The sequence below is a fragment of the Desulfurobacterium thermolithotrophum DSM 11699 genome, from assembly GCF_000191045.1.
GTDB lineage: Bacteria > Aquificota > Aquificia > Desulfurobacteriales > Desulfurobacteriaceae > Desulfurobacterium > Desulfurobacterium thermolithotrophum.
Window position 1 is genome coordinate 425,167 of the sequence record NC_015185.1, and the last position, 24,589, is coordinate 449,755.

Below are 24,589 nucleotides of genomic sequence, written 5' to 3' on the forward strand. Positions count from 1 at the left end.
TCATGAAGGAAAAGAAAATGAATAAAGAAAAAGTAGTCATAGTTGGTGTGAAAACTCCAAGAAAAGAAATTGACACAGAAGAGCTAAAAGGTCTAATAGAAGCTTTAGGAGGAGAAGTCATTCAAATAGTTATCCAAAAAAGGAAAGCACCTTCTCCTTCCACTTACATCGGTAAAGGAAAAGTTAGGGAAATAGATACTCAAAACGCTACTTTGATTGTTGCCTACCATACGCTTTCCTACTCTCAAAAGAGAAACCTTGAAAACCTTACAGGATTACCTGTTATAGACAGGACAGAAGTCATTTTGGAAATCTTTGCACGAAGAGCAAGAACAAAGGAAGCAAAACTTCAAGTTGAGCTTGCTAAAGCCTCCTATCAACTTTCTCACCTTCGAGGAAAGGGTAAAGAACTTTCTCGTCTTGGTGGTGGTATTGGGACAAGAGGTCCCGGTGAAACAAAAACTGAAGTTGAAGCAAGAGTTCTTAGAAAGAAAATCCATAAGCTCAAAAAGGAAATTGAAGAAATAGAGAAAAGATACAGCTTGGTAAGAGAAAGCAGAAAAAGAAAGAACTTTATAACCATTGCAGTTGTTGGCTATACAAACGTTGGAAAATCAACTCTTGTTAAAGCTTTAACCAAAAAGGATGTTTTTATAAAGAATATTCCTTTTGCAACTTTAGATGTAAAAACAGGTTCTCTGTATTTAGAAGATAAAAAAGTTCTAATATCTGATACGGTAGGTTTCATAAGGAACCTACCACATGAGCTTATTGCCTCCTTTAAGGCAACTTTAGGAGAAGTTAAAGAGTCCGATATTCTTCTTATAGTTTTTGATGTCTCTTCAAAAAAGCTTGAAGAAGAACTTAAATCTGTCAAGGAAGTTTTAAAAAAACTTGGTGCTTGGAATAAACCCAAGATTTTTGTAGCAAATAAAACCGATTGTATTGTTGATTCTTACGAAAAATCCCAAATCTTATATACTGAATTATTAGGGAAATTGCCTGAAGAAGATGCACCTACAGTATTTATCTCTGCTAAGTTTGGATGGGGATTTGAAAATCTCAAGTTAGAGATAACAAAATTTCTTTAAGTTGAACAAAGCACGGTGCCCAGGCACCGTGCTTATTATTATCTTCTTTTATTAAGAAGAATGCTTTAAGGCTTTAAGTCCTATGTCTTTTCTATAATGCATTCCTTCAAAGTAAATTTTTTCTACAGCATTATAAACGTTTTCTCTTGCTTCAACAATGTCTTTACCAAGCGCTGTAACGTTAAGAACTCTTCCACCATTTGTTATAAACTTTCCATCTTTTATTGCTGTTCCGGCATGAAAAACAACTACATTATCGATATTTTCGGCTTCTTCTATACCACTAATAAATTTTCCTTTTTCATACTTTCCAGGATAACCTTTTGAGGCAAGAACAACACATATTGCAGTTTCATCTATCCACTCAAGACCGTCAACTAAGTTTCCTTCAATAACGCTTAAGCATACATCTACAAGATCTGTCTTTAGTCTTCTAAGAATAACTTGAGCTTCAGGATCTCCAAATCTTACATTAAACTCAAGAACTTTTGGTCCATCACTAGTTATCATGAGACCTGCATAAAGAATTCCTTTAAATGGATGTCCTTCCTGCTTCATTCCTTTAAGTATCGGTTTTATGACCTTTTCTTGGACTTCTTTTTCCATTTCTTTTGAGAGAACAGGTGCTGGAGAGTAAGCTCCCATTCCTCCTGTGTTTGGTCCTTTATCTTCGTCAAAAACTGCTTTGTGATCTTGAGCAGTTGCAAGAGGAATAAAGTTTTCTCCATCTGTTACAACTAGATAAGAAGCTTCTTCTCCAAATAGACAGTCTTCTACAACCACTTTATTTCCTGCATCTCCAAAAACTCTTTCTATCATTATTTTATCGATTGCTTCAAGTGCTTCTTCAACACTTTTTGCAACAACAACTCCTTTTCCAGCTGCAAGACCATCAGCTTTTACAACAATCGGAGCTCCTTTTTTCCTTATATATTCTTTTGCCTTTTCAGGATCGTCAAAAACTTCAAAATCTGCAGTGGGAACACCATACTTTTTCATCATTTCTTTTGAAAAAGCTTTACTACCTTCTAATCTTGCTGCTTCCTTCGAAGGACCAAAGACCTTAAGTCCTCTTTTTTCAAATTCATCAACTATACCTGCAACAAGCGGAGCTTCAGGTCCTACAACTGTAAGGTCAATTCCCTCTTTTTCTGCAAAATTGGCAAGCCTTTCTATATCAGTAGGAGATATATCTATACATTCACCAACCTGTGCTATACCTGGATTACCTGGTGCACCATAAACCTTTTCAACCTTTGGACTTTGAGCAAGTTTCCATACAAGAGCGTGTTCTCTTCCACCTGAACCTACAACAAGAACTTTCATTTTCCTTCTCCTACTTGATGTATTCCTGCGAAATTATAACAGTATCGCCAACTTTTTTCATGACAATTCTGTATTTTTTTCTAACTCCAGAAAATTTTTCACTTTTTTGAAGAATTCTCCTGACATAGTTTCGAGTTTCTCTATATGGAGGAACAGAACCGTATTTATCAACAGCTCTTGAGCCTGCATTATAAGCTGCAAGTGCTAACTTCCAATTTTTATACTTTTTATAGAGTATTTTAAGGTACCTTGCTCCTCCATCAAGATTTTCATCGATGTCAAATAGATTTTTCACTCCAAGCATTTTAGCAGTAGCTGGCATGAGTTGGCAAAGTCCTTTCGCTCCTTTAGAAGAAACAGCTTTTGGATTAAAGTTCGATTCAGCCTTAACAAGATTTAGAAAGAGGTTTTCAGGAATTCCATACTTTTTAGCATAATAACTAATTCTTGCTTTTATATATGTAAGATTTTCCTTTGCAGGTTTCTTAAACTTCTTCTCTCCTTCACCAATAATATAAATAACTCCTTCTTTCTCGTAAACCTTTATCCATCCAAAAGCTGGTAGAGAAAAAAAGTTAATCAAGAAGATACATAAGGTAAAAGTCTTTAATCTCACCATTTAAAACTCTCGATAAGTTGTTTAGCATACCTTCGGTCTTTTCTCCAAGTAATTTTTGAAGAAACGTTCTTTCAGGTTTTGCCTCAAAAACTTTCGCACTTGGAGACTTTGAAAGCTTTCTTGCAATTTCAACTGCCTTTTCAAAGCCTCCTAATTCATCAACAAGACCTAGTTTTTTTGCCTGTCTTCCTGTAAAAACTCTTCCATCTGCAAATTTTTTAACTTTCTCTATAGGGAGTTTTCTGCCTTTTGCAACTGCTTCAACAAACTGTTCGTACGAGTCGTTTATAAGGGCCTGAAGAATCTGAAGAGATCCTTTATCTGGTTCTCTAAAAGGATTTAGCAGATCTTTAAACTTTCCACTTTTTACAGTTATTACTTTTATTCCTACTTTATCAGCTAACTCTTTAACATTGTAGGCCTGGAGTATAACTCCTATGCTGCCAGTTATTGTTCCAGGATTAGCAACTATCTTTGTTGCTGGTACTGATATATATAACCCTCCAGATGCTGCAATGGATCCCATTGAAACAACAATAGGCTTTTTCTTAGTAATTTCTTTGACTTTGTCATAGATTTCTTGACAGGCTCCCACAACACCACCTGGCGAATCTACTCTTAATACAATTGCCTTAATTTCTTTATTCCTTTCAAGTTTATCTAGAAGCTTTACATAAGTATCAGACCTCTTTATTACTCCTTCAACTTTCACAACTCCTATCTTTTCTCCAGGAACAGCAACCTTAGACGAGAAAAAACCTTTAAAGATGGAGAAAAGAATTAAAATGAAAAAAACAATTCCTAAAAATGTGAAAAATTTTTTTAATCTCCTCATTACTTACTCTCCTTTATTTTAAAGTGTAATTTCACAAATTTATCAATAAGCTTTTCAGGTACGATCTTTAAAACTTTTTCATTTTGGATATTACCCTCTGGAAGTTCTATTCCCAATTCTTTGCTTAGCTTTTCCATTGCTTTTAATCTTTCAGCTTTTGCAACAATTGATGCAGCAGCTACTACAAGATCTTTTTCAGCTTTAGGAACTACTTTAAAAGAAGTATTCTTAAATTTTTCCTTTAATAAGGGTTCAATCCTTGAGCTGAACTTATCAACGATTACTTCCTGAGGAGAATACTTTGCTAATAGGCTTCCTATTAGCTCAACGTAGATATCTTCCAATAGTCTATTGAGATTTTTATATTTCTCATACAGTTTATTGTATTGAAAAGGCATTATAACTTTTACTCGTCCACGACAGTATTTTTTTATTTCTTCTGCCATTTTAAGAATCTTTTCTCTTGAAAGAGCCTTAGAATCCTTTACTCCTAAATCCAAAAGTTTTCTTAAACAGTTTTTGTCCGCACACACACAGGCAACTACAAGAGGTCCTACAAATTCCCCTTTTCCTGCTTCATCACAACCAACTTTTGTTGTAACAGTAACGTTTTGAAGGTAGACCTTTGCCACTTCTTCCTTTAAAAAAGAAGGATCTTTTCCTCCAAAAACTACATTACCTGTTTTGTAAATTGTCAAAATGCCCTTATCTTTTCTCAACCTATACAATGCATGTGGAGGAGGTTTTTCTTCTTTTGCACCTTTCTCTTTTAGCTTCTTTACAAGGAGTTCTATATTTTCTCTATCTAACATTTATCTCAAACCCCACACCAAGCTCTGGTCCATAGTAACTATTGAACTTTCCTTCAATATAATACTTATCCGTTAAGAAAACCTGAATGCTTCCGCCATATTCTGGTCGTTGTCCCGTAGTTTCACATCCTATTATTCTAACTCTTTTCGTGAGTCTCTTTATAAGAGTTATCTTTGCAACTGTTTCTCCGTATCTAGTGATGTAAGGCTCAATTGAAAAGTTTTCAAGTTTTAGTACTTCTTTAAATTGTTTCTCTATAGGTTTAAATAAATAAGAAGTTGCGTAGTAAGCTACTTGAACGGCTGGAAAGAGCTCCGAACTTGCTTCTACCTGTTCAGGAGAAGCTCCAGTCATTATTAGATTAAGTATTTGTTCTTTTGTTAATGGAGGATCTGAGGAAAGGTAAAGCTTAAACGAGTCAAAAATTCCTTTTATGTGCATATAAATATAGTAACCTGAAATATAGGAAGTGGCCAAAATATCGATGTTACCCTTTTGCTCAAGGAGATTATCTATAACTCCCGTACCATAAATGACTTTAAATTCTTTTCCCATGTAGTCTATACGTCCATCTATAACATAAAAGCTACCTGAAATAAGTGGCTTTTTATTGATAGTTTTTAAACTTAGCTTAGGTAAAATTTTTAGATAGAAAAGATCTCCTTTGATTGCAACAGCATCAGAAAAGTAAAGATCAACAGAAACATCTATAGGAATTGTAGGAAGCTTTCTTTGGTGTTTTTCTTTTTTTTCTTTAGGAAGAAGAAACTTAATTTTTGTAAGGTTTAGTTTTCCATTTATGCTTTTTCCCTTGAAAATCACGTTTCCTGAAATAAGACTTTTCCACAATCCAAGCTGACCAGCAGAAACATCTGCTATTGATATAACTATTCCTTTTTCCTGTCCACCATTAACAACAATGTTTCCGTCTCCAGCATTGATCTCAGCGAAAATAGAAGACAATTTTCCATTTTGCAGTTTTCCTTTCAAATTGATAAGAGAAAGTTTTTCTAAGATAAAATCAATTCTGGTGTCTATTCTATTTGAAGAAAAATCTACAGAATATTTGAGTTCCTTTTCATATTCAAAGGAACCAGAAAAGTCTATAGTACCCTTTATGTACTTTATTTCATTTTTTAAATCTGTAAGATACAGAAGACCTTTTACACCAGATTGAGCAAGGAATTTGCCTCCTATTTTCTTATTTTCAAGTTTTAAGTTTGAGAGCTCTATCCAACCATCTATATAAGAAAGTCTACAACCAGAAATCTCAGGTTCTCCATTTTTGAGCTTAATGTAAAGGCCAGAAACTGAATAAAGCCGATAGAAACTAACGGGCTTTACATCAAAAGCTGGAAGTGCTATGTCTCCATCAAGTTTTTTTAAATCAAGATTAACAAAAGCCATTTTTATTAAGACTTCTCCAGCCGGCAGTTTCAACCCAATATTTCTTAAAACTCCGACAAGATTTGTTTTATCTCCTGACAAAAGGAATTTTACTTCTTCATTATTTCTTTTTATAGAAATACTACCTAAGTTTTCTGGTTCTTCTACTTTTCCTGATAGCTTAAACTTTAGTACTTTCTTAAGGTAAGGATGTTTAACAGAAAGATTTCCATCTACTTTAGTGGTAAAGTTATCTAACTTTCCACGTAAACTTAAATTCAACGCTACTCCAAAGAAAAGATCTTCTTTAGTATAGTCTCCACTTACTTTTATACTTCCTTTAAGTTCTCTTTTGTCTAATGTAACTGCAATATTTCCTGAAACGCTACTTTTCTTTAAAGGTTCAAAAGAAAAGTCTTTAAGTAGAACATGAAGTTTTTCGTCTTTTAAGGTCAAATTAATCTTTCCATTTTCAAGCTGGACATCCCCAGCTTTCAAAGTTTTTCCATCTCCAACAAAATCTAAACTTAACTTTTTCGAGTTGTAGAGTATAGAGCCGGAAACCTTTTTAACAACTCCCCTTATTTTATCTATAGAAAAATTTCCATTAAATTCTTTAACAATTGCTGAAAAACTTATAGTCTCAGGAATTTTTATATTGGGAGAATAAATAGAAAACTTTCCTGTAATATCTCCTCTAAGAATAATTGGTAGATTTATTAACCTTCTGAGGGAAGATACATCCATATGTTGAACATTTCCTTTTAGAGTAATCTCCAGAGGTTTTTTCAGATGAATACGAAGAATTTCAAGAGAGAATTTTTCTTCCTCACTTTTTCCGAATACGTTGAGATAAAAATTCTGTAAAGTTACTTTTCCTTTTACATTTCCTAAACTTATACCATGATAGCTAAAATTTTCGGAAATATAAGAAAATTCACCTTCAGGATTTTTCAAACTTCCCCATAGTTTCCCTTCACAATCTACACTTCCATTAAGTTTTAGTTTTTTGAGAAAATCAAGGGATGAAAACTTTAGATTTTCTCCCCAAAAGGAAGCATCTATAGTTAATTGTTTCAAATTAATGTTTCCTCTGGAAGTAAGTTGCTCTTTAGACGAAAAAAGACTTAAAGAATAGGAAAGAGCTCTTTTATCTCCTCTTAGTTCCAGATTACCAGAAGCAGAAAATCCTCTAAAGAAAAATTCATTAACCGTAAAATTACCAGAGTAAGAAATAAGATTGTAACCATTAACTTTAAATTTCCCTTCTCCTGAGAGAACGACAGAAGGAATCCATTTTCCATATTTTTCTTTTTCTGCAAGAATAGGTTTTAAAGCATTAATATCAAGGTTTTTGAGTTTAAAGTTTCCTTTACCGTTTCCTTTATTCATATATAAAGCTACATCAATAAGTTTAGAGCTTACCTTTAAGATTAATTTATCGTCATGATAACTTCCAAAGGTGGATACGTTTTTTAAAGAAATTAGAAAAGAATCTAACCACTTTCCTTTAATATTCCATTTCAAGATAGGTTTTTTGTAATTTCCTCTTATAGAAAATGTTCCAAGTATTCCTCGAGCTGTAATAAAATCTGTTCTAATTTCTTTTCCGCTTATTTTTCCTTTTAAGGAAAATTCCTGAAGATTAAGTTTTCCAGATAAATCGGTTTCTATTTTCTTGTAGACTAACTTTCCTTTTGAAAGAGTAAACTCTTTACCAAGTTTTCCTTCAAAGAAAAAAGAAATTTCCTTGAAATTCTTAAAATTAGCAACGCCTCTTATCTCTAAATTTTTTCCTGTTTTTTCTAAATTAAATGAAACTTTTAACTCTTTTCTTTCAAGAAAACCATTGAAAGTAAGTTCTGTCAGATCCTTTTTTACTTTTCCTTTACCCGATAGTTTAACTTGATCATAACGAACTTCTAAATTGGAAAAGTCTAACGCATTATCAATTACCTTTCCTTCCAATGGTTTAAGTATAAACTTTTTATTTTGAATATCCCCTTCTATCCTACCTATGTGAAAGTTTTCTTTGCCGATAAAAATGGAGTTCCCTTCTATGTTCATGGTAGGATCTAAATATCTAAATCTTTTTACTGAAAAAGTATCGACTCTAAGAGGCAAACTTAATGCAAATTTCGGTAAAAATTTATTTTCCCTTTTAACAAGTCGATTAACCAAAAGTTTATCCATTTTTATGTAGGTAAAGTCAGGCTTTAGTTCTTTCAAGGATTCCCACACTTTTAATGAAAGTTCTAGCTTTGAAGTTTTAACTCTTAAATCAGGCTTTTGAAATTGGATTTCATTTGCTTTTAGAATTAAGTTTCCCTTCTTATAGGAAAAAGAAATTCCGCTATACTGAAATTTTATTATTTCTTTCTGTTTTAGATAAAACAAAAAAAGGTCTTTTCCTATCAAAAATGAAAAATAAATAAAGAAAATAGTAAAAATTAACTTCAGAAATTTGTTAATTTTACCGCGTTTTATGGATTTTAAAAAAGCCTTTAGAAACTCTTGGTTAACCTTCACAGCTTATCCCCAGAGTTTCCCAATGTCTACATCTTGGACATATCCAGTCAAATGTATCGGTTTCATAGCCACAGTTTTCACATTTAAAAATCTTCTTCTCTTTTTTTAAAGTAAGTAAAAACTTTTCAATTTCTTCAACAACCTGCTTTCTTTTTCCAATTTCCCAAAGAGTCTTTAAAAAGAGCTCTTTTATTTCCGGATCTAATGGAAATTTGGCATTCAATTCCTGAAGCAAGGTTAGTAACTGTTTTTTATCTCCAGAGACTTTAAGTTTTTCAACAAGCATTTTTCCTGTTACAGGAGAAAGTCCTATTTCCTTAATTATTTCTCTTAATTTATCCTCTGATAAACTTTCAAATTCTTCTATCACCTTTAAAAATGGAGCTTGATGTTTTGGAGAAAGCTTCATACCTTGAAGAGCTTTTCTGTATCCTTTTTCCGTTTCTCCAACAAAATAGTACAGCTTTGAAAGAACATAATAAAAGAGAGGAATAGGTACTTTGAGGTTTAGTTTTCTAACTATTTTAAAAGCCTTATCCGTTCTTCCTCTTTCAATATAACTATCAGCAAGGTAAAGTTTAGTATGAATAAGTTCATCTTCAAATTCTTTTTTTAAACTTACAGCTCTTTCTAAGAATTCAACAGCTTCTTCTAACTTTCCTGAGCTTTTTTTTATCTGAGCTAATTCATAGTAGAAAAAACTCTCAGAAGGAAAGAGAGAAATTCCTTCCTTTAAAGCCTCTTCAGCTCTATCTAAGAAGCCAGCCGATTTATAAACAAGAGCAAGATTAAGATAAACAAGCTTTTTCTCGCTTTCTGATAAATTTTCTTTTTTTAACTTTTCCAATATCTTAAGACTCTTATAGAACTCTCCTTTTTCCTTTAACAACATTGCAAGCGTTACATAAGCATTAACTGGACTATCTACATCAATATCTGGAACCTGTTCTATTAAATCGTGTCTATTTATAGAAAGCTTTTTAAGATAACCTACAATGGTTGTTTTTTCTTTTTTGTGAAGAAATTTCCGTAAGTAGTCTATCATTACTATTCCCAGAACTTTTTAAGTATGTCGTAAGTTTCATCAAGAGATTGTGGAATTACTTTCGCTCCTCCAATGACTGGCATGAAGTTTGTATCACCAAGCCATCTTGGAACTACATGATAGTGGATATGAGTATCCATACTTCCCCCTGAGACCTTTCCAAGATTTAAACCAATGTTAAATCCATCTGGATTGTATGCTCTTTTTATGGCTCTTACAGAGCGTTTTAAAAGCTCGTCTATTTCTGCTAGTTCTTCCGGAAGAAGAGAAAGAAAATTTCCAGTGTGTCTTATTGGACAAACCATTAAATGAGCTGTGTTATAAGGAAATCTATTAAGAATTACTATTGCCTTTTGACCTCTATAAAGAAGGAGATTCTCCTTGTCTTTTGATGGACTATCTTCTATGGCATTGCAAATAAAACAACCTTTCTTTTCCTCTTTTGTAACTTTACTTACATACGAAAGTCTCCACGGTGCCCAAATTATTTCCATTGAACCCCCTAAAACAAAAATTTAGTAAAATTTTATCAGACTATGAATTTATTATCTCCTAATCAACAAAATTTCTTTAGCATTTGGTCTTAAAAGGCTTTTAGAAAGCAAGTTAGAGAAACTGCAGTCATTCCAGGAGAGTTAACAGTGAAAAGATATCTACCTGAAGGTTTTCTTCTCTCAACGATATTCCTTTTAATCTTTTTTCTATTTTCAATGAAAACTGCTATCATGCCGTTTTTCATAGGTTCAGCAATTGCTTACCTTTCTTATCCGTTATTTAACCTTTTTCGAAAACTCACAAAAAATAGGACAAATATTTCTGCTATTTTAACCCTTTTTTCTATTTTTCTCGTATTGATAATAGTCCTGTTCATCGTTTTGCCAACTGTTATTTCTCAAGTTCAAAGCTTTATTAAGTTCCTTCCTGAATTAACGAAGAAGTTAGATGCTTTCACTTATAAATTCGTGGGCGAACACCTTCTAAAAAAACTACACTTTGATACATCAACTCTTCAAACATTAGTAAGAAGTGCCTATATCCAGCTTGGCTCCTTACCTGTAAGAGACATTGTTCAAAGATTCTTTAGCGGTGTTTTCTCTGTATTTACTCTCTTTATTAACGTTGTTATTGTTCCTTTAATAACCTATTACTTTCTTGTAAATGCTGGAAAGATTAGGGATATCTACTTAAAAATTACACCTGTAAGCATTAGAGATGAACTTAAATCTCTTTTGGAAAAAGTTCATGAATCTTTATCAAGTTACCTTATTGGTCAAATAGCAGTTGCAACGTTTGTCGGATTCTATATAGCCTTAGGATTGTATTTTGTCGGTATAAAGTACAGTTTTCTCATTGGTTTTGTTGCAGGAGTTCTTAATATGATTCCTTACGTTGGTTTCTTTTCAGGTTTAATTCCCTCCATTCTTTTAGCAATTTTTGACAATGGTCAGCTTACCTACGTCATTGGTGTCTTAATTGTCTTCCTAACTGAAGTTGGAATTGAAAATCTCATATATCCAGTAGTAATGAGTAAGACTACAGGGATTAATCCACTTCTAATTCTCTTATCTATATTTATAGGAGGCTACTATGGTGGATTCTTAGGAATTATTATATCCGTGCCAATTGCTGTTATGATTGTTCCAATATTCGAAAGTTTCCTAGAAAAAAGGGAGTCGTTATAGTGTTGGTTGGAATAACTGGAAATATTGGTTCTGGCAAATCAACTGTTTCAAATATTCTCAAAAGTCTTGGATATCCTGTTTTTAATGCTGACATAATCGGAAAAAAGGTACTTTTAAAGGGACGTAGAGGATATAAAGCAGTAGTGAAAGAATTTGGCACAGAAATCCTCAAAGAAGATGGAGAGATAGACACAAAAAAACTTGCCTCTATGGTTTTTTCTGATAAAAAGAGCTTAGATAAGTTGACATCAATAACTCATCCTTTAATTCTTGAAGAAATATCTTTTATAAAGAGAATATACACAGATAGTATTGTTTTTGTGGAAGCAGCCGTTCTTTTTGAATACGGATGGCAAGAACTTTTTGATTTTGTGGTTTTAGTTTTCGCATATAAAGGACAAAGGTTTTTGAGAGCTTCAAGAAGATTTGATTTAAAAGAAGTAATAAGAAGAGAATCATTTCAGCTTCCTTACGGAAAGAAGTTAGAATATTCTGACTTTCTGATATGCAATACAGAAAATGTGTTACATTTAAAGGAACAAGTTTTAAATCTTGTTCACTACTTAGAGGAGCTTGAAACGTGAAGGTTGCTTTCCTTGGAGATGTTGTAGGAAGACCTGGTAGAAGAGCGGTACACCTTTGGCTTGAAGAAAATAGGAAGGAAATAGATTTATGTATTGTTAATGGTGAAAATAGCGCTGCTGGCTTTGGGTTAACAGAAAAAGTTGCCAAGAACCTCTTTTCGTACGGAGTTGACGTTCTTACAGGTGGAAATCATACGTTTGATAAGAAAGAAATATTTCAGTTCATAGATAATTATCCAATTTTAAGACCTGCAAATTATCCAGAGGGTACTCCTGGAAAGGGTTATTTCCTTATCGAAGTCAAAGGAAAAAAGATTTTAGTTATAAGTTTAATGGGACGGGTATTTATGGAATGTCTTGATAATCCGTTTTTTGTCTTTGACAAAATAGTTGAAGAAAACGAAGCCGACATTGTAATAGTAGACTTTCATGCCGAAGCTACATCTGAAAAACAAGCCTTTGGATTTTACGTTGATGGTAGAGCTACAGCGGTTTTGGGAACTCACACTCACATACAGACTGCAGATCTTAGAATTCTTCCACAAGGAACTCTTTATATAACTGATGCTGGTATGTGCGGGGCTGTTGATGCAATTATTGGAATGGGAAAGGAAGAGGGAATCTATAGATTTATAAAACAGCTTCCTGTAAAGCTTAAAGTTCCTGAAAAACCTGAAAGGATCCAAGTTTCTGGAGTCATTTTTGAAGTTGACAAAAATGGAAAAATAGTAAACTTTGAAAGAATTTTTCAAATTTACAAGAGGAGTGAAGATGGCAGTTATACTCGATGGGAAGGCACTCTCTAAAAAAATTAGGAATCAGCTAAAAGAGGAAGTTGAGGAATTAAAGGAAAAAGCAGGAAGAGAACCTGCATTGGCTGTAGTCTTAGTTGGAAATGATCCTGCGAGTGAGATTTATGTCAGGAACAAGATAAAAGCTTGTGAAAACGTTGGTATTAGGTCTATTGATAGAAAGCTTCCTGCAAATATTACACAAGAAGAACTAAACAATGTTGTTAGAGAGCTTAATGAAGACAAAACAGTTGACGGAATAATCGTTCAGCTTCCACTTCCAGAGCACCTTTCATGTAGGGAAGTCATCAACTACATATCTCCAGAAAAGGACGTTGACGGTTTCCATCCAGTTAACGTCGGAAAAGCAGTTATCGGACTTTACGATGAGGGTTTAATGCCATGTACTCCTGCAGGAGTTATGAAGTTCTTTGAAGAATACAACATCTTGCTTGAAGGTAAAAACGCAGTAATGGTTGGACATAGCAACATTGTTGGTAAGCCTTTAGCTAACATGCTTTTAAATGCAAATGCAACTGTTTCGGTTTGTCATGTTTATACCAACGATCTTGCTTACTATACCCGTAACGCGGATATTTTGTGTGTTGCAACAGGAGTTCCGCATCTTATAAAAGAAGATATGGTAAAAGAAGGAGCTGTTGTCATAGATATTGGTATCAGCAGAGTAAACGGGAAGATAGTTGGTGATGTTGACTTTGAAAGAGTAAAAGAAAAGGCAGCAGCAATCACTCCTGTACCAGGTGGCGTAGGACCAATGACAATTACAATGCTTCTTTACAATACAGTAAAAGCTTTCAAGATGAGGATGGGTTATTGAAAGTAGTTTCTTATATAGATCAAGGGCTCTGCATAGGCTGTAAGATTTGTATTGAAGTTTGTCCAATGGGTGTTTTTGTAATGAGTGGTGAAAAAGCAGTTGTGATGAATCCAGAAAAATGCAATGGTTGTGAAATATGTGTTGAGAATTGTCCAGTTGATGCAATAACTTTAAAATGGACAGATTTATAGGAGAAAAGAAATGTTCTTCTTTTTAAAGTCTCTTTATCTCTATTGTGTAGCATTATGGGTGGGTAGTATGTTTTTCTTTACAGTTATTGGAGCTCCTGCTGCGTTTAAAATCTTTAAGAAAGAAGAAGCAGGAAAATACACAGGTTTTATTTTTCCTAAGTATTTTGTCTTAGGAAATTTATTTGGTTTATTGGCTCTTGTATCTTTCTACATTTTAGTAAAAGAATCAATGACTATTGTTGCCTGGTTAAATCTTCTTTTCTTGCTTGTTATGAATATGTCTAATTTCATTAATGGATTTTTTATCACTCCAAGAGCAAACTCTCTAAAAATGGAATACTACAGGACAAGAGATGAAAGTTACTATAATTCCTTTCTAAAGCTTCATGGTGTATCAATGGCTTTGAACGGTTTAAATTTACTCTTAGGGTTCATGATCATAGGAATTACTTCCCTTTACTTAACCTTTTAGAGGATATTAAGATGACTTTCAAACAATACTTTTATGTTTTAATGGTAGCTCTTATTGTCATTGGTGTTACGCTTTTTGCACTCTATAATTTTCAGGATGTCAGCGTAACAATACCCTTTGTTGGAATATTTCATACAAAAGTTTTTGTTGTTATCGTATTTTCCTTTGTTGCCGGTTTTTTGGCAGCAGGTTTTCTTTCTTTAATTTTGAAGATAGTTTCTATTCCGTCAAATATAAGGAGTAAGAGGAAAGAAAGTGAGGTTAGATCAGTTTCTCAAACTATCAAGAATAGTAAAGAGGAGAAGTCAGGCAAAGGAACTATGTGACTTAAAGGTTGTTAAAGTAAACGGTCAAGTAGCAAAACCTTCAAGAGAAGTAAAAGTAGGCGATACTATTGAAATAGATACGGTTTCAAGATATGTAAAGTTTACAGTTCGTGAAATTCCTTCTGGAAAGAATGTTTCCAAGAAAAAAGCCAGAGAGCTCATTGAGATTATAGAGGATAAGAAAAAAGATATAAGAGAAATAATAGATCTTCTCTGAGGTATAATCATGAAGACTTTCCTTGAAAGAGTTTTAGAAAATATTGAAGAGTTTCCAGAGAAAGAGCTTTTTGTAAAAAAAGAAAAAGGAAAGTATACTACTTTAAGTTATAAAGATTTTGAAAAACAGATTTCTACAATTCAAAAAGGATTAGAAAGTATTGGATTAGAAGATAGAGTCGCAATTTTTATGGAAAATAGGCCTGAATGGATAAGTGGCCTTTTTGCAGTTCTTTTTAAAGGTGGTATAGCTGTTCCTGTAGACTATCTTCTCTCAAGTGAAGAGCTCTTTAACATTTTTAAAGACTGCCAACCAAAAGTTGTCATTACTTCAAGTCAAAATATTGAAAAAGTAAAAGAAGCTATTAAAAACATAGGCTATCACATCAATATTCTAAATGTAGATGAACTAGAATTCCAAGAAAAAGAAGAAAAAATTCAATTCATAAAAAGAGACATTGAGAATGTCATATTTATTCTTTACACTTCAGGAACTACTGGTAATCCCAAGGGAGTAATGCTAACTGTTAAAAATCTAAATCACAATATTAAAGCAGTTGAAAAGTTGAATATCCTTAATGAAAAAGATAGATTTGTGGCGATTCTTCCATTTCACCATACTTATCCTCTTATGACAACTGCTCTTCTTCCAGCTACTCTTGGGCTAGTACTTGTCTTCATAGAAAAACTTACTCCCACAGATATTCTTTCAACTATAAACGAGCAGAATGTAACTATTTTGATAGGAGTGCCAAAACTTTATCAAGTAATTCATCACAATATAATGGTTGAAATTAAAAAACTTCCGAAGATAAAAAGACATGTTGTTTTAACAGCTTTAAAGCTTTTTAGAAAGTTGGATGCTAAACCTATAGAAAGAAAGGTTTTTAAGGAAATTCACAATAGAATTGGTAAAAATCTTAGGTTTATGATTAGTGGTGGTGCAAAGCTGAGCGAAGATGTATGGAGAGATTTTGAAGCCTTTGGGTTCAATATCTTGGAAGGATATGGATTAACAGAAACTTCTCCTTTAATTTCCGTTAACAGACCAGGCAAAAAAAAGATAGGAACTGCTGGAGCTCCAATAGATGAAGTTGAAGTAAAAACGACAGAAAGGGGAGAGATAATTGTTAGAGGTCCCAATGTTATGAAAGGCTACTACAATAAGCCAAAGGAAACAGAAATAGTTATTAAGGACGGTTGGTTTTATACAGGAGATCTGGGTTTTATAGATGAAGAAGGTTTTATTCACATAACAGGAAGAGCAAAAGAGGTTATTGTTCTTGACAATGGTAAAAATGTATATCCAGAAGATATAGAAATTGAAATCGTGAAAAGTCCTTACATTTTGGAAGTTGGAGTTTTTTATCAGGATGGAGGTTTAAAAGCTCTCATAAGACCCGATTTTGAGCTTCTTATGGAAGAAGGTATAAATAACTTTAAAGACATAAAGGAGTTTATCAAGGAAGAAATTCACAAGAGAACAAAACATTTTCAATCTTACAAAAAGGTAAAAGAGTTTAAGCTTATAGATAGGGAGCTTCCAAGAACAAGAATCGGAAAACTTAGAAGATTTCTTCTTCCACAAGTTTGGAAAGAGGTAGAGTAATGGAGTTAAGGTTTTCAAAACTTCAGGGAACTGGGAATGATTTTGTAATCATCGATAATAGAAACAAAGGGTTCGAAAAGTTTATAGACAACTTACCTATAAAAAAAGCTGTTCAGAAAATCTGTCAAAGAAAAACTGGAGTTGGTGCAGATGGATTAATCCTTATAGAGAACTCTGAGATTGCAGACTTTAAATGGCAATTTTTTAATTCAGATGGTTCAACTGCTGAAATGTGTGGAAATGGTGCTCGGTGTGTGGCAAGGTTTGCTTTTCAAAAAGGTATAGCACCACAAAAAATGAAATTTGAAACTCTTGCAGGTATAATTGAAGCCGAAGTTAATGTAAGTACTGTAAAGGTTAAACTGACTAAGCCTCATGACCTTAAACTTAACCTAAATGTTGAAGGAGTAAGTGGTCATTTCATAAATACCGGAGTTCCCCACTTTGTAGTTTTTGTTGATAGGATAGAAGATGTAAATGTCAGGGAAGTAGGAAGAAAGATAAGGTTTTCTGAACTCTTTCAACCTTCTGGAACAAACGTTAACTTTGTAGAAGCGCAACTTGATAAGATTTTTGTTAGAACTTATGAAAGAGGAGTCGAGGACGAAACTCTTGCCTGTGGAACAGGCTCAGTGGCTTCTGCTTTAATTTCAGGCAAAGTTTTTAAAATGAATTCACCCATCGAGGTTGTAACTAAAAACAGAGAAAGACTGAAAGTTTACTTTGACAAAAATATGAATGATGTTTTCCTTGAAGGAGCTACAACTTGGGTTTACGATGGCTTCTTAAATAGGGAAGTTCTTAATGAGTGATATTAAGCGTTTCTTAAAGTTTTTAGAACTTATAGGTTACGATGAAGTTAGATTACCTAAGGGAGAGCTCTTGATGGTTAAGAAAGAAGAATCTTCTTTGCAAAAAGAGTTAGAAAAACTAAAAGAAGAAGTATTAAACTGCTGCAAGTGTAGACTCTGTAAAACAAGAACAAATGTTGTTTTTGGAGAAGGAGATACAACGACTAATCTTATGTTTATTGGTGAAGCTCCAGGAGAGCAGGAAGACCTTCAAGGAAGACCTTTTGTTGGAAGAGCTGGACAACTCTTAACAAGATTTTTAAATCTTTATGGAATTTCAAGAGATAAAATTTTTATAACTAATGTTGTTAAATGTAGACCTCCAGGAAACAGAAATCCTGCTCAAGATGAAATCAAAAGTTGTTATCCATTTCTTGAAAAACAGATTGAAATTATAAAACCAAAAGTTATTCTTTGTCTTGGAGCTTTTGCTGCAAGAACAATTTTAAATCTTCCTGAAAAAACACCAATTTCAAGGATAAGAGGGAAAGAACAAAAGCTTGGAGAAATTGTTGTTATTCCTACGTTCCATCCAGCATATCTATTAAGAAATAGAAAAGGAGAACCTGAATTTCAAAAAGATCTTGAGTTGGCACTGAGGCTTGCAGGATTTATTAAGTAATGATGAGGATCCGTAGGTGCATAAATTAGTATTGAAGAGGCCGGAGTGAATTATTTAAAGGAATTTTTCGTGAATATTTTTCTTTTTACGAACTCTATAGCAGTATAAGCAGTATACATAATCATCGGATTTTTTATAGCTGGAATTTTACACGAATTGTTGCCTGAGGATTTCATAAAAAAGCATCTCGGAAAAGGAAATTTTGGATCATTAATTAAAGCAACAATTTTTGGTATACCGTTACCACTTTGTTCCTGTAGCGTAGTTCCATTTATTGGAGCTTTAAGAAAGCAAGATGCAAACAAGGGAGCAGTGTTAACATTTACTATGGCTACACCCATTACTGGAATTGATTCTATTTTAGCAACCTATGGGATATTCGGTCTTTTCTTTACAGTGTATAGAGTTATTACTTCTCTTATCCTAGCCTTAGTTGCTGGATTGTTAAGCATTATTTTCAATGGTAAAGACTCTAAGGAAGAAATAGTTTTAAAAACTAACTGTAGTAGTAGTAGTAAATTGTGTGATTTTCACTATAAGGAAGAAACGCTTTTAAAAACTAACTGTTGTTGTAGTAGTAAATCTCAGGAAAGAAAAACGTTCTCTTTAAAGAGAGCTCTTAAATATGGATTTGAAACATTGTTTAAAGACATTGCAAAACCTCTTTTCTTGGGTATAGTCATAGGTAGTTTAATTACAACTTTTATACCTCAGAATTTAGAAACTTTCCTGAGGGAGAATGCTCTTTTCAGTTATATCTTAGTCTTAGCAGTGGCTATTCCAATGTATGTATGTGCTACTTCCTCTCTTCCCATAGCTGCATCCTTAATTATTGCTGGAGTACCGGTAGGAGCAGCCTTTGTATTTTTGACAGCAGGACCAGCTACTAATGCCGTTACAATAGGAGTAGTAGATAAAATTCTTGGTAGAAGAACCCTTTTTATTTATTTGGCAACAGTAGTTATTGGAAGTATCCTATTTGGAGTTTTTCTTGACTCAATTTTTGAGGTTCAAGGAATTAACGCAAAAGAAATAGTCCATCTCGAAGAAGTTTCTAATCCACTAAAGGTTTTATTCACTGGATTTTTTCTAATCTTGCTTTCTATAAATCTATGGAAGATAAGAAGAGAGAAATCCCCAAAAATGGGGAGCTGAGATTATTCTTTTTCTACCTTTACAAGATGGTGACCAAGTCCAGACTTTTCCTTATCAAATCCAAAGGCGTAAGCCATAAGCTCAGGCAAAAAAGTAGCTGGAATCATTGGAGGTTTATTCATTTGTAACTGGTATATATCAAAGGACTTAAAGCAAAGAGGACAAGGAGTAGCAATAATATCTGCTCCTGTTTCCTTTATATTTCCTAGTAGTCTATTAAGTTTCCTTAAAGTCATGGATTTATCTGTAAAGAAAGCGTGATAGCCACAGCAGGCGTTCCTCTCTTCATAGTCATCTATGACTTCAGCACCGAGAGCTCTTAATATTTCCTGAAGAGATGAAGGATTATCACTATTATCTACAGCAATTTCTTTCGGATAGAGAACATGACAACCATAGTAGGCAGCAACTTTCCATCCTTTTAAAGGTCTTTTAACAGCTCTTCTTATTCTTTCATAGCCAACAACATCTCTAAAAAAATCTAAAAGGTGCCAGATTTTTGATTTTCCTTTGTACTCTAGTCCTTCTTCTTTAAGGAAATCATTTATTTCTTCTCTTAACTTTTTGTTTGTATCAAGAGCCTTCTTAGCTTTTGCTATCACCATGTAGCATGTATTACAAGGAATAAGCATATCAAGTCCTTTCTCTTCTGCAAGAGCGATGTTTCTTGCATTTATAGCATAGGAAAGTTTTCTATTTTCTTCATCTATGGTATTTCCTCCACAGCAGGTAGTTTCTTCAAGAAGCTTAAGTTCAACGTCAATAGTTTCAAAAACTTTTTTCATAGTCTCAAACATATGGGCATCTTGTCCCTGAAAACAGCAGCCTTGATAAAATCCAATTTTTATCATTAGTAGCCTCCCAAGTTTTTTAAGACTCACTACTTTTTTTATCTTTTTGAACCTTATCAGTAACCGTACAAATGTCAGCTTTAAAGAAGTCACTTACTTTCTTATCAATTCTTCTAATGTGAGAAAAATCAAGTTCCATAGCTTTGTCTTCTTTTGAAAGAATCTCAAGGTAAAAGTCTCTAAACCTTAAAAGACCCTTTACAGGCTTTGGAACTTCCCAGACTTCGATTCCCATTGATTCATAAAGCTTTGTAAGTTTCTTTCTTGTCTCTTGGTTTTCGTAAACTTCTTCTGGAAGGTAGAGTCTGTTTATCTGTCCTGTTGCATAAATCCAGTCAACGTAATGCTTTAGTTTTTTAGCTCCAGGTTTATCTACAAATCCTTTTCTAACAGCTTGACCTCTTAAGTGCTGAATATCTTCCGCCGGTTTCACACCCTTTGGACAAACATGTAAACACTTTTGGCATTGAACACAGCTCCAAAGTCCTCCTGAAATTGAATACCTGATTCTCTTTTCTTTTGCAGTCTCAATGTCTCCTCTATCTACTTGGAATCTATAGGCTCGTGAGAAAGCAAAAGGTCCCCTATACCTTTCATTATCTTTTATAGCTTCACAAGTTGAATAACAGGAAAAACAAAGCATACAGTGAATTTGGTCTTTATAAGCTTCCATCTCTTCAGGATAGATAATGCTTTCACGTCTTGGATCTGAAGGAACGACTCGTGGATCAGGAACAAGCCAAGGAATGAGCGTTCTCATTTTTTCTATAGGTTCATCTATATCAACTACTAAATCTCTAATAATCTTTAAATGATTTAAAGGATCTATCCTTAAAGGTTTTCCATTCCAAGTCTTAACCAATTCTTTCATAGGAGTTTTACAGGCAAGCTTTGTCTTTCCATTTACTCTTACAGAACAAGAACCACAAACTTCGCTTCTACAGAAAGCTCTAAACGACAAGGTTGAATCAAGATTTTCTTTTATGTAAAGAAAAGCATTAAGAAGCGTTCCTTCAACAGGAACTTCATAATCCTGATAGTATGGAGTTTCATCTTTTTCAGGATTAAACCTAAAAATTTTAAGAATAACTGTTTTCATTTTTTCCTCCATACGCTTTTCATTAATTACCTTTTGTTTTCACATCTAATATTTCCTTTCTTCTGGAGGAAACTTTTTAATGACTACAGGTTTCCAGCTTAGCTTGTAATCTCCATCTTCTTTTAAAGTTATTATTGAGTGTTTTAGAAAGTTTTTGTCATCTCTTTTTGGATAATCTTTTCTTGCGTGAGCACCACGGCTTTCTCTTCTTTCAATAGCAGGAATTGCAATTGGAATTGAAAGCTCAACAAGATTTAAAAACTCAAGAACTGAAATTAAATCAGTGTTAAACCTTTTACTTGTGTCATAAACTTTTACATATTTTGCTCTTTCTTTAATTTCTTTAAGCTTTTCAAGACCTTCCTTCATTAAAGATTCTTCTCGGAATACTCCAAAGTGCTTCATCATGACATTTCCGAGTTCTTTCCTTAAATCTGCCATATTTTCTTTCCCACTAGCTTCCATAAGTCCGAGAATTCTTCTTTCATCATCTTTTTGCTTTGCAAGAGAAGGATTTGTATCAGAAGCGTCGTCAGCATACTCAACTGCTTTTAAAGCAGTAAGCCTTCCAAAAACTAAAATATCTAAAAGAGAGTTTCCACCAAGTCTATTAGCACCATGAACAGAAACACAAGCACACTCTCCAGCAGCATAAAGTCCTTTTATTGGTGTTTCTCCGTATTTATTTGTGTCTATCCCTCCCATTGAATAGTGTGCGGTAGGAGCAACAGGAATAAGCTCTTCTACCGGATCAACACCTTCATAAAGAATTGCGTGTTCTCTTGTTTGAGGTAATCTTTCGTTTATCTTTTCTTCTCCAAGATGTGTAAGATCAAGACAAACGTAATCTCCGTTAGGACCACAACCTCTTCCTTCGTCAATTTCTGTTTGAATGGCCCGTGCAACAATATCTCTTGGCGCAAGTTCCATCTTTTCCGGTGCATACCTTTTCATAAATCTTTCGCCATTACAATTTCTTAAAAATCCACCTTCTCCTCTTGCACCTTCTGTTACAAGAATTCCAGTCTTTGCAAGACCTGTAGGATGAAACTGAATAAATTCCATATCTTTAAGAGGTAAACCCGCCCTTAATACAGCAGCTGATCCATCTCCTGTATTTCCAAGAGCATTTGAAGTTCTTTTCCAGTAGATTCTTGCATGACCGCCTGTAGCAAGAATTACCGCTTTAGCTTTTATAAGGTGTACTCCTCCATTTCTTATATCCCAAGCTGTAAGACCTTCTACTCTTTCACCATTGTGGATGATAGAAAGGAGAAACCATTCATTGAGAAAGGTAACGTTATTTTTTAGACACTGTTCATAAAGTGTTTGTAGTATGTAAAAGCCTGTTTTATCTGCAGCATAGCATGTTCTTGGGAAAGACGCTCCTCCAAAAGGCCTTTGTGCTATTCTTCCATCCGGTCTTCGCGAAAAGGGTACTCCTCTATGAGCAAGATCATAAATAACAGCTGCTCCCATCTTGCACATTATGTCAATGGCATCTTGGTCAGCTAAGAAATCACTTCCCTTTGCAGTATCATAAGCATGAGCTTCTTTACTATCTCCTACAGAGTGAGTAAGGACTGCGTTTATTCCTCCTTCAGCCGCTCCTGTGTGAGAACGAGTTGGATAGACCTTTGTCATTACTGCTACTTTCAATATTGTATTTTCAGCAGCCCACAGTGCAGCATAAAGACCCGCACCACCGCCGCCAACAATGATTATGTCAAACTCAAGCATAAATAACCTCCTTGAATACCTAGACTTAACTACTTTTATTGAGAACCTTTTACATTTTAGAAAATTTTAACAACTTTGTTACAATTCTTTTACACAATTAACATTAATTAACTATTATTTAATGTTTATTGTTTTCTTAATGGCTTTAGTTTCGTGTTTTTATAAAATAAAGTAAAATCACTTTAAATAATCAGTTAATGTAGGAGGAGTAATGCTTCAGTACGACATAATCATTGTTGGAGCAGGAGGAGCAGGTCTATATGCCGCTCTTGAAACAAGTAAAAGGAAAGGTTTAAAAGTAGCTGTTGTTTCAAAGGTTTTTCCAACTCGTTCACATACAGGTGCAGCCCAGGGAGGAGTTAATGCCGCATTAGGTAATGTTGCTCCAGATAGCCCTGAAAAACACGCTTACGATACTGTGAAAGGAAGTGACTTTTTAGCAGATCAAGATGCTGTAGAAGTAATGTGTGGAATTGCTCCCAAAATAATCAGAGAGATGGAACATATGGGTTTACCTTTTTCAAGACTTCAAAACGGTAAGATTGCTCAAAGACCTTTTGGAGGAGCATCCTTCCCAAGAACTTGTTATGCTGCAGATAAGACAGGACACGTAATGCTACAAACACTTTATGAACAATGCATAAAGAATAATGTAACTTTTCTTAACGAATGGTTTGCTCTTTCCTTAGTTCATAATGGTGAAAGGATTGCTGGTATTGTTGCCATTGACTTAAAAACTGGAGAAATTCATGGAATTAGAGCAAAAGCTGTAATTCTTGCTACAGGCGGTCATGCAAGAATCTATTGGAAAAGAACTTCAAATGCTATTGGAAATACAGGTGACGGTCCTGCAATGGCTCTAAGAGCTGGAGTTCCTCTTAAGGACATGGAATTTGTTCAATTCCATCCTACAGGCCTTAGAAGAACAGGGATTCTTGTAACAGAAGGTGCAAGAGGAGAAGGAGGATACCTTATAAACAATAAAGGTGAGCGTTTTATGGAAAGGTATGCTCCAGAAAAGATGGAGTTAGCTCCAAGAGATCTAGTATCTCGAGCAATAGAAACAGAGATAATGGAAGGAAGAGGATTTAAAGACAGTGAAGGGAACGAGTTTGTTTATCTTGATCTTAGACATCTTGGCAGAAAGAAGATTTTAGAAAGACTACCTCAAATTCGAGAGTTGGCTATTGATTTTGAAGGTATTGATCCAATAGAAGAACCTATTCCAATAAGGCCAACTGCTCATTATTCTATGGGTGGAATAGACACAGATATTTACGGAAGAACAAAGATTAAAGGGCTTTACGCTGCTGGTGAATGTGGTTGTGTTTCTGTTCACGGTGCTAATAGACTTGGTGGAAATTCTCTTTTAGACATAGTTGTTTTCGGTAAACTTGCTGGAGAAGACGCTATTAATTATGTTTCTGAAAATAGCTTTGTTCCTTTTGATGAATCTGCAGTTAAGAAAGAAGAAGAAAACATAAAAGCATTATTTGAAGCAGATGGTAAAGAAAAACTTGTAGAGCTCAGAAATGAACTAAGCGATATTATGAGCTATGGAGTTGGAATATTTAGAGAAGAAAAGAAAATGAAAGAAGCTCTTGAAAAGGTTAGAGAAATTAAAGAAAGAGCAAAGCATATAAAAGTTTACGATAGAGAAATGCTATTTAATACAAATCTTCAACAGACTATTGAGTTTCTTAACATGGTTGAAGTAGCTGAAACTATAGTTTTAGGAGCTCTAGAAAGAAAAGAAAGTAGAGGTGCTCACTCAAGAATAGATTATCCACAAAGAGATGACGAAAACTTTTTAAAACACTCAATAATTGAGAAAGGAGATGATGGAGAACTGAAGATAAGCTGGAAACCTGTGAAGATTACTAAGTTCCAACCTGAAGAGAGAAAGTATTAAAGTGAG

General features: G+C 34.0%; 24 protein-coding genes. 14 read left to right on the forward strand and 10 right to left on the reverse strand.

The window, feature by feature from the left end:
* Window positions 1–2: 2 nt before the first annotated feature.
* Window positions 3–1,091 carry a GTPase HflX gene (gene hflX / locus DESTER_RS02170; RefSeq protein ID WP_174249856.1) on the forward strand — a complete coding sequence of 363 codons (1,089 nt, stop codon included), beginning with the start codon at window positions 3–5 and terminating at the stop codon, window positions 1,089–1,091.
* Between the two features lie 51 nt (window positions 1,092–1,142).
* Here hflX and purD read toward each other — a convergent pair whose 3' ends face one another.
* The 7 genes from purD to DESTER_RS02205 form a co-directional block, all read right to left on the reverse strand.
* Entirely contained in the window at window positions 1,143–2,417 is a 1,275-nt protein-coding gene (purD, locus tag DESTER_RS02175; protein WP_013638036.1) for a phosphoribosylamine--glycine ligase, read from the reverse strand.
* A gap of 10 nt (window positions 2,418–2,427) precedes the next feature.
* Window positions 2,428–3,036, reverse strand: a complete 609-nt coding sequence (locus DESTER_RS02180; protein ID WP_013638037.1) for a lytic transglycosylase domain-containing protein — start codon at window positions 3,034–3,036, stop codon at window positions 2,428–2,430.
* Complete coding sequence (gene sppA / locus DESTER_RS02185) at window positions 2,993–3,871, reverse strand: signal peptide peptidase SppA (RefSeq protein ID WP_013638038.1); 879 nt, start codon at window positions 3,869–3,871, stop codon at window positions 2,993–2,995. The genes DESTER_RS02180 and sppA overlap by 44 nt, the downstream gene beginning before the upstream one ends.
* Window positions 3,871–4,683, reverse strand: coding sequence for a ribonuclease HIII (gene rnhC, locus DESTER_RS02190; RefSeq protein WP_013638039.1), 813 nt, complete (start codon window positions 4,681–4,683; stop codon window positions 3,871–3,873). Before rnhC ends, sppA begins: the two co-directional genes overlap by 1 nt.
* Window positions 4,673–8,467 carry a translocation/assembly module TamB domain-containing protein gene (locus DESTER_RS02195; protein ID WP_148223764.1) on the reverse strand — a complete coding sequence of 1,265 codons (3,795 nt, stop codon included), beginning with the start codon at window positions 8,465–8,467 and terminating at the stop codon, window positions 4,673–4,675. Before DESTER_RS02195 ends, rnhC begins: the two co-directional genes overlap by 11 nt.
* A 121-nt stretch (window positions 8,468–8,588) precedes the next feature.
* The gene (locus DESTER_RS02200; RefSeq protein ID WP_013638041.1) at window positions 8,589–9,644 is read right to left on the reverse strand and encodes a tetratricopeptide repeat protein; all 1,056 of its coding nucleotides are present in this window, start codon (window positions 9,642–9,644) and stop codon (window positions 8,589–8,591) included.
* 2 nt (window positions 9,645–9,646) lie between these two features.
* A complete protein-coding gene (locus tag DESTER_RS02205; RefSeq protein ID WP_013638042.1) occupies window positions 9,647–10,138 on the reverse strand; it encodes an HIT family protein in 492 nt (163 codons plus the stop codon).
* Between the two features lie 147 nt (window positions 10,139–10,285).
* Between DESTER_RS02205 and DESTER_RS02210 the strand changes: the two genes are divergently transcribed.
* The 12 genes from DESTER_RS02210 (at window position 10,286) to DESTER_RS02265 (ending at window position 18,981) form a co-directional block, all read left to right on the forward strand.
* Complete coding sequence (locus tag DESTER_RS02210) at window positions 10,286–11,326, forward strand: AI-2E family transporter (RefSeq protein ID WP_013638043.1); 1,041 nt, start codon at window positions 10,286–10,288, stop codon at window positions 11,324–11,326.
* The gene (gene coaE / locus DESTER_RS02215; protein ID WP_013638044.1) at window positions 11,326–11,910 is read left to right on the forward strand and encodes a dephospho-CoA kinase; all 585 of its coding nucleotides are present in this window, start codon (window positions 11,326–11,328) and stop codon (window positions 11,908–11,910) included. Before DESTER_RS02210 ends, coaE begins: the two co-directional genes overlap by 1 nt.
* Window positions 11,907–12,716: a TIGR00282 family metallophosphoesterase gene (locus DESTER_RS02220; protein ID WP_013638045.1), complete on the forward strand. Its 810-nt coding sequence runs from the start codon at window positions 11,907–11,909 to the stop codon at window positions 12,714–12,716. The genes coaE and DESTER_RS02220 overlap by 4 nt, the downstream gene beginning before the upstream one ends.
* Complete coding sequence (folD, locus tag DESTER_RS02225; RefSeq protein WP_013638046.1) at window positions 12,682–13,539, forward strand: bifunctional methylenetetrahydrofolate dehydrogenase/methenyltetrahydrofolate cyclohydrolase FolD; 858 nt, start codon at window positions 12,682–12,684, stop codon at window positions 13,537–13,539. Before DESTER_RS02220 ends, folD begins: the two co-directional genes overlap by 35 nt.
* Window positions 13,536–13,730, forward strand: a complete 195-nt coding sequence (locus DESTER_RS02230) for an ATP-binding protein (protein WP_013638047.1) — start codon at window positions 13,536–13,538, stop codon at window positions 13,728–13,730. Before folD ends, DESTER_RS02230 begins: the two co-directional genes overlap by 4 nt.
* Before the next feature lie 10 nt (window positions 13,731–13,740).
* Complete coding sequence (locus DESTER_RS02235; protein WP_013638048.1) at window positions 13,741–14,202, forward strand: DUF4149 domain-containing protein; 462 nt, start codon at window positions 13,741–13,743, stop codon at window positions 14,200–14,202.
* Between the two features lie 11 nt (window positions 14,203–14,213).
* Complete coding sequence (locus tag DESTER_RS02240; RefSeq protein ID WP_041737344.1) at window positions 14,214–14,528, forward strand: lipopolysaccharide assembly protein LapA domain-containing protein; 315 nt, start codon at window positions 14,214–14,216, stop codon at window positions 14,526–14,528.
* Complete coding sequence (locus tag DESTER_RS02245; protein WP_013638049.1) at window positions 14,458–14,745, forward strand: RNA-binding S4 domain-containing protein; 288 nt, start codon at window positions 14,458–14,460, stop codon at window positions 14,743–14,745. The genes DESTER_RS02240 and DESTER_RS02245 overlap by 71 nt, the downstream gene beginning before the upstream one ends.
* 9 nt (window positions 14,746–14,754) lie before the next feature.
* Window positions 14,755–16,353, forward strand: a complete 1,599-nt coding sequence (locus DESTER_RS02250; protein ID WP_013638050.1) for an AMP-dependent synthetase/ligase — start codon at window positions 14,755–14,757, stop codon at window positions 16,351–16,353.
* The gene (gene dapF, locus DESTER_RS02255) at window positions 16,353–17,165 is read left to right on the forward strand and encodes a diaminopimelate epimerase (RefSeq protein ID WP_013638051.1); all 813 of its coding nucleotides are present in this window, start codon (window positions 16,353–16,355) and stop codon (window positions 17,163–17,165) included. Before DESTER_RS02250 ends, dapF begins: the two co-directional genes overlap by 1 nt.
* Window positions 17,158–17,826, forward strand: a complete 669-nt coding sequence (locus tag DESTER_RS02260; protein ID WP_013638052.1) for a uracil-DNA glycosylase — start codon at window positions 17,158–17,160, stop codon at window positions 17,824–17,826. Before dapF ends, DESTER_RS02260 begins: the two co-directional genes overlap by 8 nt.
* 120 nt (window positions 17,827–17,946) lie before the next feature.
* The gene (locus DESTER_RS02265) at window positions 17,947–18,981 is read left to right on the forward strand and encodes an SO_0444 family Cu/Zn efflux transporter (RefSeq protein WP_338009588.1); all 1,035 of its coding nucleotides are present in this window, start codon (window positions 17,947–17,949) and stop codon (window positions 18,979–18,981) included.
* Window positions 18,982–18,983: 2 nt separating this feature from the next.
* On the opposite strand, the gene DESTER_RS02270 is transcribed toward DESTER_RS02265, so the two are convergent.
* From DESTER_RS02270 to DESTER_RS02280, 3 genes are read right to left on the reverse strand one after another with little or no spacing between them, the layout of a single operon-like run.
* The gene (locus DESTER_RS02270) at window positions 18,984–19,832 is read right to left on the reverse strand and encodes a CoB--CoM heterodisulfide reductase iron-sulfur subunit B family protein (RefSeq protein WP_013638054.1); all 849 of its coding nucleotides are present in this window, start codon (window positions 19,830–19,832) and stop codon (window positions 18,984–18,986) included.
* Window positions 19,833–19,851: 19 nt separating this feature from the next.
* A complete protein-coding gene (locus DESTER_RS02275; RefSeq protein ID WP_013638055.1) occupies window positions 19,852–20,931 on the reverse strand; it encodes a succinate dehydrogenase/fumarate reductase iron-sulfur subunit in 1,080 nt (359 codons plus the stop codon).
* 45 nt (window positions 20,932–20,976) lie between these two features.
* The gene (locus DESTER_RS02280) at window positions 20,977–22,671 is read right to left on the reverse strand and encodes an FAD-binding protein (protein ID WP_013638056.1); all 1,695 of its coding nucleotides are present in this window, start codon (window positions 22,669–22,671) and stop codon (window positions 20,977–20,979) included.
* Between the two features lie 211 nt (window positions 22,672–22,882).
* Between DESTER_RS02280 and sdhA the strand changes: the two genes are divergently transcribed.
* Complete coding sequence (gene sdhA / locus DESTER_RS02285; protein WP_013638057.1) at window positions 22,883–24,583, forward strand: succinate dehydrogenase flavoprotein subunit; 1,701 nt, start codon at window positions 22,883–22,885, stop codon at window positions 24,581–24,583.
* The last annotated feature ends 6 nt before the right edge of the window (window positions 24,584–24,589 follow it).

What these genes read in the sequence shown, in the direction of transcription:
- DESTER_RS02240 (WP_041737344.1), top strand. Translation starts at nt 14,214, where the DNA reads ATGACTTTCAAACAATACTTTTATGTTTTAATGGTAGCTCTTATTGTC.
- sppA (WP_013638038.1), bottom strand. Translation starts at nt 3,871, where the DNA reads ATGAGGAGATTAAAAAAATTTTTCACATTTTTAGGAATTGTTTTTTTC.
- dapF (WP_013638051.1), top strand. Translation starts at nt 16,353, where the DNA reads ATGGAGTTAAGGTTTTCAAAACTTCAGGGAACTGGGAATGATTTTGTA.
- rnhC (WP_013638039.1), bottom strand. Translation starts at nt 4,683, where the DNA reads ATGTTAGATAGAGAAAATATAGAACTCCTTGTAAAGAAGCTAAAAGAG.
- purD (WP_013638036.1), bottom strand. Translation starts at nt 2,417, where the DNA reads ATGAAAGTTCTTGTTGTAGGTTCAGGTGGAAGAGAACACGCTCTTGTA.
- sdhA (WP_013638057.1), top strand. Translation starts at nt 22,883, where the DNA reads ATGCTTCAGTACGACATAATCATTGTTGGAGCAGGAGGAGCAGGTCTA.
- DESTER_RS02260 (WP_013638052.1), top strand. Translation starts at nt 17,158, where the DNA reads ATGAGTGATATTAAGCGTTTCTTAAAGTTTTTAGAACTTATAGGTTAC.
- DESTER_RS02180 (WP_013638037.1), bottom strand. Translation starts at nt 3,036, where the DNA reads ATGGTGAGATTAAAGACTTTTACCTTATGTATCTTCTTGATTAACTTT.
- DESTER_RS02270 (WP_013638054.1), bottom strand. Translation starts at nt 19,832, where the DNA reads ATGATAAAAATTGGATTTTATCAAGGCTGCTGTTTTCAGGGACAAGAT.
- folD (WP_013638046.1), top strand. Translation starts at nt 12,682, where the DNA reads ATGGCAGTTATACTCGATGGGAAGGCACTCTCTAAAAAAATTAGGAAT.
- hflX (WP_174249856.1), top strand. Translation starts at nt 3, where the DNA reads ATGAAGGAAAAGAAAATGAATAAAGAAAAAGTAGTCATAGTTGGTGTG.
- DESTER_RS02280 (WP_013638056.1), bottom strand. Translation starts at nt 22,671, where the DNA reads ATGCTTGAGTTTGACATAATCATTGTTGGCGGCGGTGGTGCGGGTCTT.
- DESTER_RS02200 (WP_013638041.1), bottom strand. Translation starts at nt 9,644, where the DNA reads ATGATAGACTACTTACGGAAATTTCTTCACAAAAAAGAAAAAACAACC.
- DESTER_RS02250 (WP_013638050.1), top strand. Translation starts at nt 14,755, where the DNA reads ATGAAGACTTTCCTTGAAAGAGTTTTAGAAAATATTGAAGAGTTTCCA.
- DESTER_RS02235 (WP_013638048.1), top strand. Translation starts at nt 13,741, where the DNA reads ATGTTCTTCTTTTTAAAGTCTCTTTATCTCTATTGTGTAGCATTATGG.
- DESTER_RS02205 (WP_013638042.1), bottom strand. Translation starts at nt 10,138, where the DNA reads ATGGAAATAATTTGGGCACCGTGGAGACTTTCGTATGTAAGTAAAGTT.
- DESTER_RS02275 (WP_013638055.1), bottom strand. Translation starts at nt 20,931, where the DNA reads ATGAAAACAGTTATTCTTAAAATTTTTAGGTTTAATCCTGAAAAAGAT.